The organism is Megasphaera indica, from assembly GCF_046614755.1.
Classification (GTDB): Bacteria; Bacillota; Negativicutes; order Veillonellales; family Megasphaeraceae; genus Megasphaera; species Megasphaera intestinihominis.
The window spans coordinates 64,088-75,419 of the sequence record NZ_JBKKJR010000012.1; the positions used below are offsets into that span (position 1 = coordinate 64,088).

General features: G+C 53.3%; 10 protein-coding genes. 1 reads left to right on the forward strand and 9 read right to left on the reverse strand.

From position 1 onward, the window contains the following. Positions 1 to 5: 5 nt before the first annotated feature. From ACFCTO_RS07550 to ACFCTO_RS07575, 6 genes are all read right to left on the reverse strand, one after another. Positions 6 to 821, reverse strand: coding sequence for an LpxI family protein (locus ACFCTO_RS07550; RefSeq protein WP_020310772.1), 816 nt, complete (start codon positions 819 to 821; stop codon positions 6 to 8). A 125-nt stretch (positions 822 to 946) separates the two neighbouring features. Continuing rightward, positions 947 to 1,759 (reverse strand): acyl-ACP--UDP-N-acetylglucosamine O-acyltransferase, encoded by an 813-nt coding sequence (gene lpxA, locus ACFCTO_RS07555; protein WP_022498081.1) that lies wholly within the window; start codon positions 1,757 to 1,759, stop codon positions 947 to 949. Between the two features lie 204 nt (positions 1,760 to 1,963). Beyond that, positions 1,964 to 2,410, reverse strand: coding sequence for a 3-hydroxyacyl-ACP dehydratase FabZ (fabZ, locus tag ACFCTO_RS07560; RefSeq protein ID WP_020310774.1), 447 nt, complete (start codon positions 2,408 to 2,410; stop codon positions 1,964 to 1,966). A 17-nt stretch (positions 2,411 to 2,427) separates the two neighbouring features. Beyond that, entirely contained in the window at positions 2,428 to 3,261 is an 834-nt protein-coding gene (gene lpxC, locus ACFCTO_RS07565; RefSeq protein WP_499876656.1) for a UDP-3-O-acyl-N-acetylglucosamine deacetylase, read from the reverse strand. Positions 3,262 to 3,463: 202 nt separating this feature from the next. Then, the gene (gene argH / locus ACFCTO_RS07570; protein ID WP_499876657.1) at positions 3,464 to 4,897 is read right to left on the reverse strand and encodes an argininosuccinate lyase; all 1,434 of its coding nucleotides are present in this window, start codon (positions 4,895 to 4,897) and stop codon (positions 3,464 to 3,466) included. A 12-nt stretch (positions 4,898 to 4,909) separates the two neighbouring features. Next, entirely contained in the window at positions 4,910 to 6,154 is a 1,245-nt protein-coding gene (locus ACFCTO_RS07575) for an argininosuccinate synthase (RefSeq protein WP_020310777.1), read from the reverse strand. 196 nt (positions 6,155 to 6,350) lie between these two features. Between ACFCTO_RS07575 and ACFCTO_RS07580 the strand changes: the two genes are divergently transcribed. Next, positions 6,351 to 7,145 (forward strand): transglycosylase domain-containing protein, encoded by a 795-nt coding sequence (locus tag ACFCTO_RS07580; RefSeq protein ID WP_020310778.1) that lies wholly within the window; start codon positions 6,351 to 6,353, stop codon positions 7,143 to 7,145. Positions 7,146 to 7,383: 238 nt separating this feature from the next. On the opposite strand, the gene ACFCTO_RS07585 is transcribed toward ACFCTO_RS07580, so the two are convergent. The 3 genes from ACFCTO_RS07585 to larAH10 all read right to left on the reverse strand — a co-directional run bounded on the left by ACFCTO_RS07585 (position 7,384) and on the right by larAH10 (position 11,194). Further along, positions 7,384 to 7,833, reverse strand: coding sequence for a flavodoxin family protein (locus ACFCTO_RS07585; protein WP_444321010.1), 450 nt, complete (start codon positions 7,831 to 7,833; stop codon positions 7,384 to 7,386). 250 nt (positions 7,834 to 8,083) lie between these two features. Next, the gene (locus ACFCTO_RS07590; RefSeq protein WP_481325125.1) at positions 8,084 to 9,484 is read right to left on the reverse strand and encodes an FAD-binding oxidoreductase; all 1,401 of its coding nucleotides are present in this window, start codon (positions 9,482 to 9,484) and stop codon (positions 8,084 to 8,086) included. 420 nt (positions 9,485 to 9,904) lie between these two features. Next, positions 9,905 to 11,194, reverse strand: a complete 1,290-nt coding sequence (gene larAH10 / locus ACFCTO_RS07595) for an NPN-dependent 2-hydroxyacid racemase, LarAH10 family (RefSeq protein ID WP_481325124.1) — start codon at positions 11,192 to 11,194, stop codon at positions 9,905 to 9,907. Positions 11,195 to 11,332: the final 138 nt, after the last annotated feature.

Below are 11,332 nucleotides of genomic sequence, written 5' to 3' on the forward strand. Positions count from 1 at the left end.
CTCTCCTAAAAATTCTTATCGACAGCACAGATACAGATATCGTGGCGGTTGGCCAGGTCCAGGACTTCGTCCTGTTCGACGAAGAGCGTCCGGCCGGCTTCCATGGCCAGGACATTGCAATGGCTTTCAATCATGGACAAGATGGTCTGCTTGCCCACGGCAGGCACGTCGAAACGCGGGTCCTGGTTGGGCTTGGCCACTTTGACGACGACGGATTTTTCCCGTCCCAGGGCGCCGCCGCGGCGGATGCAGGCGTCGGTCCCTTCGATGGCTTCGACAGCCATGACGGCCTTGTGCTTGACGACGACAGTCTGGCCGATGTCCATGCCGCCCATGGCCTTGGCCGTGACGAAACCGAAGCGGATATCGTCTTCTTCCGACGCCGTCGGTTTACGGCGCGACAAGACACCGCAAGACGGCATGAGGGGTTTCAGGTACAGTGTCTGGTCGACGACTTCCAGGCCATCTTTGGCCAGTTCTTCGACGATGGCCAGCATGATCGTATCGTCCTTGCGGTTGCGCAGTTTCGCCAGCAGCTTGATAGCCCGCCAGTCAGGGAACTTCAAGCCTTTGAAGAGGATTTCCTTGGTGACCTTGCCAATCATGGTCACTTTGGCGACGCCATTCTTCTTGAGGGTCTTGATAACCTTGTCCAGTTTGGCGACGTTGATTTCATAATAAGCATCTGCTTCGGCAGCCAGTTCCGGTTCGACATCACTGACGACGGCGATGACGACGACTTCGTGACCCAGCTGTTTGGCAGCGCGCATAAATTCTACAGGCAGTTTGCCGACACCGGCAAGCAATCCTACTTTTTCCATAGCAATCATCCTTATTCATAAAGAGAAATATTCATCTTTATATTATAACAAAAAAACAGGCCCCCTGTCAGCAAAAAAAGGGGCCATCGCAGACGCGACACCCCTTTTTAGCCAATAGCGGCTGCCTAATCTTTCGTCCCTCTGCAGATACCGCGGTCGGCATTGCGGAGGAAGCGGAGGAAATGTTCTACTTCTTCATAGCTGTCCAGTTCCTGTTCCATTTCGGCAATGGCCTGGCGCAGGTTCAGGCCGGAACGGTACAGGATGCGGAAAGCCTTCTTCAGTTCCCGGCGTACTTCTTCCGGAATCCCGGCCCGTGAAAGGCCGACACTGTTCAGCCCGATGCAGCGGGCCGGCTGACCGTCGGCGATGACGAAGGGCGGAATATCCTGGACAACTTTTGCCAGGCCGCCGATCATGCTGTTGCGGCCGATCTTGACGAACTGATGGACGCCGGCGATGCCGCCGATGACGACGCGGTCTTCGACGGTGACGTGGCCGGCCAGGCCGGCGCAGTTGCTCATGATGACGTGATTGCCGACGACGCAGTTATGGGCCACATGAGTGCAGGCCTGGAAGAGGCAGTCGTTGCCGATGCGCGTTTCTTCGCCTTCACCGGTGGCCGTACTGACGGTGACGAATTCCCGGAACACCGAGCGGTCGCCGATGATCAGGTAGCTCTTTTCACCGTGATATTTCAAATCCTGTGGTTCCGAACCGATGGAACAGCTCGGGAAAAACCGGCAGTCCTTACCGATCGTGGTCCAGCCGTCGATGGTAACGTGGGCCATGATTTCCGTACCATCGCCAATGGTAACGTGGGGCCCGATAACGGCATACGGCCCGATTTTGACACCGGCACCGATTTTTGCCTGCGGGTCTATAATAGCCGTCGGATGTATCATGCTCTGAGGCATGTTATTCGTTTCCTCGGTCATTAAAGTCACTCCTCGCTTCCCTGCCTGAGCGGCAGGCGCTTATTTTCAACCTAAATCATATATTATATACACTCGCAGAATACCAGTCCGGTTTTGCCGGGCAAAATCAGACCTTTTCCCGCTATATTCCTCTGTATACTCGCAAATACGCTCATTTAGGCCGTTATTTAACATGCAGTAAAGATTTTTTAAATTTTTCTTAACTTATTTTTTCGTGTTCTGACCCGGCATGAGGGCAAAGAGGTATTCCCCTTCGGCACAGAGCGTGTCGCCGACGTGACACTGGGCCTTGACCTTGCCCATGCGGCCTTTGATCTTTTCGATGTCAGCCCGCATGACCAGCTGGTCGCCAGGGATGACGGGATGGCGGAAGCGCAGTTTGTCGATGCCTGTAAAGAACGGGATGAGGCCGCGGTTTTCTTCCGGATAGAGCAGGGCTACGCCGCCGACCTGGGCCATGGCTTCGGCGATGAGGACGCCGGGCATGACCGGTTTTCCCGGGAAATGGCCCTGGAAAAATTGTTCATCGAAGGTCGCATTCTTGATGCCGATGGCATATTTCATCGGTTCCAGTTCGATGATGCGGTCTACGAGCAGCATGGGATAGCGATGCGGCAAAATTTCCATAATATCAGTTACTTCCAAAGTCATGAGAATTCCTCCTTAAATCACTGCATTTCTTCAAATATTTTATGGGTCAGCAGGTTGTTCAGTTTATGGCTCGATTTGACGGCGATGATGTGCCCCCGGACGGGACGGCCAAGCAGGGACAGGTCGCCGATGATATCGAGGACCTTATGACGGACCAGTTCGTCGTCACAGCGGGGAACGGACAGGCATGACGTCTTATCGTAGACGACGACGTTTTCGATGGTGCCCCCTTTGCCGAGGCCTAATTTCTTGAGCATTTCCAATTCTTCCGTAAAGGCGATGGTGCGGGCAAAGGAAATGTCGCGGACATACGATTCCTTGGTAATCGTCGTGTCCAGGAACTGCACGCCCAGCATGGGGTGCGGGTTGATCGAAGTGAAGGTGATGCGGAAGCCATCATAGGGCACGATGGCGATGAATTTATCGTCCTCCTGGACGAGACGCTGTTTCTGGACGGCCAGCAGGCGGCGCGGTGTGTCCAGGTCACGGATTCCCGCTTCTTCGATGAGCTTGACAAAAGTCAGGCTGCTTCCGTCGGCGACTGGCGGTTCGACCGAATCCATTTCGACGAAGCAGTTATCCACTTCCATGCCGCTCAAGGCGGACAGCAGATGCTCTACTGTGAAGACCTTGGCTTCCCCGTTTTCCAACGTCGTCGCCCGCATTGTATTGGTTACATTCGTGAGATGGGCTTGTACAGACGGTCTGCCGGGCAAATCCGTCCGGATAAAGACGATGCCTGTATCAGCCGGAGCCGGGCGCAATACCATATGAACTTCATTCGCAGCATGCAGGCCGATGCCGTTATATGAAACGTCATGAGCCAGCGTCGTTTGTGCTACTATTGACATAGGCAGGCCCCTCCTTTCCTGTTACGAGTAAGATAATTTTTTTCATACTTTTTTATTATACCTTATTTATAGGGTGTATGACAAGGGTGTTGTTCGTGGTTTCGGCCTGCGGCCTAGTGGTTCGTGGTTCGCGCCCCACCTAATTCCTTGCAAACGAAAAGGAGCCGCCCCAGGGGACAGCTCCTTTTCGTTCAATCGCTTTTTACTTCAATAGTTCATAGACAGAGGCGACGACGTCGTTCCAGGTTTCAATCTGGGCCTGTTCCCCATCCATGGTGGCTTTGCCGGCTTTACACTGGCGGGCCACGGACTGAGGCGACGTGCCGTTATACGTGTTACGCTGCTTAACGCAGGTTTCGATATCCAAGTAGTGATGGATGTCTTCTGCGAAGAGCGGGCTCATGGCCTGCAATTCCTGCAGCGATAACTGCTGTAATACCTTGCCCTGTTCGATGCAGTAGTGGACGGCCTTGCCGACGACGGCATGGGCTTCCCGGAAAGGAAGGCCTTTCTTGGCCAGGTAGTCGGCCATATCCGTCGCATTGGAAAAGTCGCTTTCCAGCACTTCCCGCATATGTTTGCCATTGACGGTCATCTTGTCGATCATGGCCGCATAGATGGTCAGGGCGAATTTCAAATTATCGATGGCATCGAAGACGCCTTCTTTATCTTCCTGCATATCCTTGTCGTAGGCCATGGGGATGCCCTTCATCATGGTCAGGACGCCCATAAGGTGGCCGTAGAACCGGCCCGTCTTGCCGCGGACGAGTTCGCAGATGTCGGGATTCTTCTTCTGGGGCATGATGGACGAGCCCGTGCAGTGGGAATCGTCGAGTTCGATGAACTTGAATTCCGAACTGGACCAGAGGATGAATTCTTCCGACAAACGGCTGAGGTGCATCATCAGGACGGCTGCGAATTCCAGGAAGGCGATGATGTAGTCCCGGTCGCTGACGGCATCGAGACTGTTGTCGTAAATCTTGCCGAAATGCAGGGTCTTGGCGACGAAAGACTGGTCGAGGGGATACGTCGTGCCAGCCAGGGCACCGGCGCCGAGGGGCATGATATCGGCCATGTCCCAGGCGTATTTCAAGTGGATGAAGTCACGGGACAGCATGGAGAAATAGGCCATGAGGTGGTGGCTGAAGAGGATCGGCTGGGCCCGCTGGAGGTGGGTATAGCCCGGCATGATGACGTCGCTGTACTTTTCTGCAGCCTTGACCAGCGATTCCTGGAGCTTGACCAGGAGCTTGGCGACGGCGGCGATTTCGCGGCGGACATACATGTGCGTATCCAAGGCGACCTGATCGTTGCGGCTGCGGCCGGTATGCAGGCGCTTGCCGGCTTCGCCGATGGCATCGGTCAGTCGTTTTTCGATGTTCATGTGGATGTCTTCCAGCTCGACGGAGAAATCGAAATTCCCGTCTTCGATCTGCTGGAAAATAGCCTTCAAGCCCTTGACGATGGCGTCTTTGTCTTCCTGGGAGATGATGCCCTGTTTGGCCAGCATCGTCGCATGGGCAATGCTGCCGCAGATATCTTCAGCATACATGCGGCAATCGAACTGGATGGACGCATTGAATTCTTCTACACTTTTATCCGTGGCCTTGGTAAAACGGCCGCCCCATAACTTCATACGAATCGCTCCTTATTTACCCTGTTTTTCTACGTGCTGTTTCATGAGGGCCCGCATCTTGAGCGGCAGGCCGAAGAGGTTGATGAAGCCTTCGGCATCGGTCTGGTCATATACGTCGTCTTCGCCGAAGGTGACGAATTCTTCGTTGTACAAGGAGTACGGCGATGTAGAACCAGCGCTGATGATGTTGCCCTTATAGAGTTTCAATGTAACCTGGCCGGTAACGGTCTTCTGCGTTTCATCGACGAAAGCCGACAGGGCTTCGCGGAGCGGCGAGAACCATTTGCCGTCATAGACGAGTTCGGCAAATTTGTTGGCCACATTTTCTTTATAGTGATACGTGTCGCGGTCGAGGCAGAGGTATTCCAATTCTCTGTGAGCATACATGATGATGGCACCGCCCGGGTTTTCATAGATGCCACGGCTCTTCATGCCGACCAGCCGGTTTTCGACGATATCGACGATGCCGACGCCGTTGCGGGCACCGATTTCATTGAGGGCCGTAATGAGTTCGACAGCGCCCAGTTTCTGACCGTTGACGGCAACAGGGACGCCCTGTTCAAAGTCGATCTTGACGTATTCCGGAGCATCCGGAGCCTGTTCCGGCGTCTTGGTGACCATGTAGACCATGTCTTTCGGGGCATTGGCCGGGTTTTCCAGGTCGTCCCCTTCATGGCTCAGGTGCCAGATGTTCCAGTCCATGCTGTAGGGATAGGGATTTTCTTCGGACTGATAGTCGATGGGGACGTTGTGGGCTTCAGCGTATTTCAGTTCGTCTTCACGGGATTTGAGGTCCCACATCCGCCAGGGAGCGATGAGGGTCATTTCCGGAGCCAGGGCTTTGACGGTCAATTCAAAGCGGACCTGGTCGTTGCCCTTGCCCGTAGCGCCGTGAGCGATGGCATCGGCGCCTTCTTTCTTGGCGACTTCGACGAGTTTCTTGGAAATAAGGGGCCGAGCGAAGGACGTGCCCAAGAGGTATTTGCCTTCATAGACAGCACCGGCTTTGACCGTCGGCCAAACGTACTGTTCCATGAATTCTTTTTTGATGTCCATAACATAGACTTTGGAAGCGCCCGAAGCATAGGCTTTCTTTTCAATGGCTTCAAAGTCGTCCGGCTGGCCGACGTCGGCGCAGGCAGCGATGACTTCGGCGCCAGGATAGTTTTCCTTCAGCCAGGGAATGATGACCGACGTATCGAGGCCGCCGGAATAAGCCAGGACAATTTTTTTAATATCTTTTTTCGTATTACTCATGATGATTTCCTCCTCTATCTGATGAACCAAAGCGATTGATTTGTGTTTGTTTCTGTCTACGTTTGATAGTATACACCCAACTGAAATATTATGCAAGTATATTGCATAAAAAATTTGCAAACTTTTTTTACAGGCCTGTCAATTCCCTCGCCCTGCAAAGTATAGTATAATAAAAGTGTTTAGTAGGAGGAATTCAATGAAACTAAAATACATCGCCATCTTTGCCCTGGCCTTTGCCATCTGTGCCGGCTGGAACCTTCTCTTCGACGCGCCGAAAACGGCCAAGCCTGCCGTCGAGACGGCGGCCAAGCTCCAAGAAGAAAAGGAACCGCAGGGAAGCTGGCCGGCACCGCTGCGGCCGCTGGAAATCCGGATCTATCCGTACCTGCACTTCCACGAAGCTATGGACAACAAGATCAAGAAAATCCCCGTCTACGTAGCCATCAACGCCATTTCCAAGCCCATGCAACATGCCGTCGTCGCCACGGAAGACCGCCGCTTCTACGACCACGGTGCCATCGACCCGATCGGCATCATCCGGGCCGTCCTGGTCAACATCGAATCCGGTGAGACCGTCGAAGGCGGCAGCACCATCAGCCAGCAGGTCGTCAAGAATGTTTTCCTTTCCCAGGACCGGACCATGGCCCGCAAGGCCCAGGAATTCGTCATGGCCTTCTTGCTGGAACATTACTACAGCAAAGATGAAATCCTGGAAATCTATTTGAATACAGCCTATTTCGGCGCCAACGCCACGGGCATCGACGACGCGGCCCGGACATATTTCACGACGACGCCGGAAAAACTGGACCTGGCCCAGGCATCCATGCTGGCCGGTCTGGTACAGGCGCCGACCTACTATAATCCCCTGAAAAATTACGACGCTGCCAAAGCCCGGCAGAAAACAGTCCTGACCTTGATGGCAGAACAAGGCTATATCAGCCCGGAACAAGGCGCAGAAGCTTATAAAAAAGAGATTCTCGAACGAAAGTAGCTGCTATCAGGCGGGACGCCCTCGTAACGAGCATCCGCCGTCTGTAGTAGGGGCCGTCCCAAAGGGCGGCCCGCTGTGAGATTCAGATACAGGCCATTTAGGATGATGGCAAGCTTTTTTACCGCGAGTCATTCGTCATGGTAAGGGAATGCACATAATTCAAGGCGGGACGCCCTATGGGCGTCCCCTACAGCATAAAAAAGGCGCTGTCTTCATGCGACAGCGCCTTTTCTGCTGCTTACTGGCCTTTGAGGCGGCTCAATGTATCCTGGGCAAAGGCCTTGGCCCTGTCCAGGTGCAGGTCTTCCCCCGCTTCCGGCCGATGCATGTACTTGTCCTTGTCCGTCCAGGCGACGTACGTCCCGATGACGCCGCTGCCAGGCTTGAGGAGCTCTACGGCACTGCGCAGGTGCTTGGAGGCCTGGTCCGAATAGGGATCGTCGTAGAGCGTGGCAAAGACGGCGACGTGGTCGTTGCCGATTTTCTTCAACGCTTCCTGCCCTTTAGGATCCGCCTGGTTCTCGTCAATCCAAAAACCGGCAAAGACGCAGTCATACGATGAAAAGTCATCGGGCATGTCGTCGACACTGACGCAGAGCGTCCCCTGCGGAAGGCCTGCGGCGATGGCATGTGCAATTTGTTCAATACGTCCGGTCTGAGAAGAATACACAACAATGGCGTTCATCATAACATCTCCTTTTTATATTTTGATACTAATTATCGTTTTATGTACTACTAGTATAACATAAAAAGGCTGCCATTGTCCAATAGTTAATTTATAATTTTAAGCTGTTTCTTTATAGTTTAAAGTAATACGTTTAAGTGAACCTCTCAGACCGCCTTCGGCGGCCAGCTCCCCTATCAGGGGAGCCTTTCGTCCTGTCGCATGATAACGTAAACGGGCGCCCCACGTGGGCGCCCCTACAACTTAAACTTATTTAGTTTTCTTCGATGACTTTCCCCGGGTTGAGGATCCATTTCGGGTCGACAGCGCGTTTGATGGTCTTCATGAGGTCCAATTCGGCCGGATCCGTATATTCTTCCATGTATTTCAGGCGCTTCAAGCCGATGCCGTGTTCACCGGACAGGCGGCCGCCCAAGCCGTAGACGTATTTATACGCTTTGGCCCGGAATTCCTTCAGCTGTTTTTCCCAGTCTTCGTCGCTCATATCGCATTTGAGGATCTGGAAATGGAGGTTGCCGTCACCGGCGTGGGCCAGGCAGAAGACGCGGAAATCGTAGTTCTTGCTTTCCTTGACCAGGGTCTGGATGCAGTCGGCGATTTTCGTGACCGGAACGACCAAGTCTTCCGACGTGGCAACTTTCGAGAAGACGCGCGTGCTTTCCAGGCAGTTGCGGCGTACTTTCCAGACGCGGTCGTCGGCTTCGACGATGTCCGTAGCCCCACATTCTTCACAGACAGCGGCCAATTTTTCCATTTTATCGTCCAATTCGTCTTCGTTGAAGGTTTCGATGGAAATGATATCATAACAGCCATCTTCGTAGTGAGGCAGTTTCAAGTCGCTGTAATCGCTGGCGCTGCGGACGAAGTTGTTATCCATGAATTCGACAGATGTCGGGTTGAGGCCGGCTTTAATCAGTTTCGGTACCAGAGCCGTCGCCTTGGCCAGGTCCGTGAAGACGGCCAGGACGTCGAGTTTATACGGCGGTAAGGGAACGAGCTTCAACGTTGCCTTGGTGATGATGCCCAAGGTCCCTTCGGAACCGATGATAAGCTGGTCCAGGCAGAAGCCGGTCGAGCATTTCTTTAAAGTAGCGCCGAGGTTGACGATCTTGCCCGTCGGCAGGACGGCTTCGATGGAGTAGACCTGGTGGCGCGTCGTGCCATAGCGGACGGCTTTGTTGCCGCCGGCGTTGGTAGCCAGGTTGCCGCCGATGAGGCAGCTGTCGGAGCTGCACGGGTCACCGGCATAGAGCAGGCCCTTTTCGCGGGCTGCATTCTGGATGTCGATAGTGCGGACACCGGCTTCGACGGTCATATACATGCCATCTTCGTTCAATTCGATGATGTGGTTCATCTGTTCCATGAGCAGGACGATGCCTTTATAAGCCGGAACGGCGCCGCAGCTGACGCTGGTGCCGGCACTGCGCGGCGTGACCGGGACGTCGAAGCGGTTGGCGATTTTCATGATTTCCGAAACTTCCTGGGTATTAGCCGGCAGGACGACGACTTCCGGCGTCTTCCAGAAGGACGGTGCCAGGCTTTCATCGGATTTATAGATGTCCAGGACATCGGCATCGGTCTTTACATATTTATCGCCAACGACCGCTTTTAATGCATCGATGACTTCAGCTGTAACCGGATTATATTCTTTCATTGTAAGAACCCCTTTACTTTTTAATGAAAATGGAACTATCATTTCACCTATTGCAACTATTTCTCGTGAATTATGAATATTATAGTACACAAGGTGCCATTTGTCTTGGAAATTGTAAAAAAAAGATATACAGTTTAGTCATTTTAATACATGCACAAACGTAATAAATGTGGTAAAACGTATAACTGTAGGGCATAAAAAAGAGACTGCCACATTAAGACAGTCTCTTTTTTGAGTATTAAGTTTGCAGTTTGTAGTTTTTAGCAGAGGGTTTTAAATTTAAAGCCATTTTCTGAAAACTACAAACTCTGTACTACAAACTATAAAGTAAAAAGGACAACGTGTACAGCACTATTACAGACGGGCCGCCTTAACAGGACGGCCCCTACGAACTAGCCACTAGCCACCAGCCACTAATCCCTACTGCCGAACGGGGAAGGTGGCGGCGGCGTGGCCCATGACAGTGACTTTGTAGTCCTCGGGCAAATCGGCCTGAGCCTTTTCCCAGGCTTCTTCCAGTGTGGCTGCCGGGATGAGGCCGCTGTGGCGGATGATGTCGAAGTTTTCCGGACGCGTGACGACGTAGACGGCCTTCATGGAACGGAAAATGCAATGCGATTTGAAAGCGACGAAGGCGGGAATGGAAAAGTCTGCCCGCAAATCCTTTTCAAGGGCTTCCATGTCGCTGCGGAAGAACCAGTCCGTAAAGATGGCCGGTTCTTTGATATCCGGGCAGTCCAGAGTCAGGATCATCGTGCCGCCCGGCTTGGTGGCGAAGACGGCGTTCATGGGCGCCTTCATGCTCTGGTAGAGGTTCATGTCCTTGGGATAGCCGCCGGCCGATGCGATGGTAATATCCGCCAGTTCCTGGATGGGAACACTGGCGATGTGCAGCAAGTCGTCACAGCCTTTTTTCCAGGCATCGTACCAATGGCCGCCGACGACTTCATAGAGATCGCCGTCTGCAGAAAAGACGGTGTTGACCAGAAAACAGGGATTGAGCAGGGCTGCGGCCTGTTTCATATCGTCGTGGAGGGGATTGTCTTCCAACAGACTCGTTTCGCATCGGGGATTGCAGCCGCCGCCAAAGGTATCGGTCAAGGCCATGGCGTGGTTGCGCATAATCGTTTCATAGCTGGCAACACCGGGCAGGACGGCTTTGCGTCCGCCGCCAAAACCGGCCATGGGATGGAAGGATACGGCGCCGGTCAAGATGACTTTATCGGCCTGGACGACGTGCGAGTCGAGATAGACGTCATTGCCATGCGTCGTCGTCCCGATTTTGGTCAGCTGCGACGCATCGCGGCAGTCGTGGCTGACGACTTTGACGCGCTTGACCATGTCTTCGCCGCAGACGATGATGTCTTCTTCCGGCGTATGGGCCCGGTGCGTCCCCTGGGCCGTGACGACGGTAATCTGTTCGTCCCGGACGCCGGCCTGGTTCAATTCATCGACGATGACCGGCAGCATCTGTGCCGTATGGACCAGACGGGTAATGTCACTGACGACGATAGCTACCGTATCGCCGGCCTGGACGACGTCTTTGAGCGGTGCGCTGCCGATAGGGTGGCGCAGAGCCTGTCGAATGGCTTCCTGTTCATCGGCTACGGCATCGACGGGATTGCCGTGCAGGTCATACAATACGTGTGCTTCATCGAGCGAAACGGTCTGTGTACCCTTCCCAAAGGGAAGAGAAAAAGTCTTCATCATAAAAAATACCCCTCTTTAATATAAATATACAGCAGTTTACAACTTTTTGAACAAATAAATATCGCGTAACCACACCTTTGAAGTATAATGAATCTGCTAAAACACATCATCTCAAAGGAGTTACGCGATGAATTCATT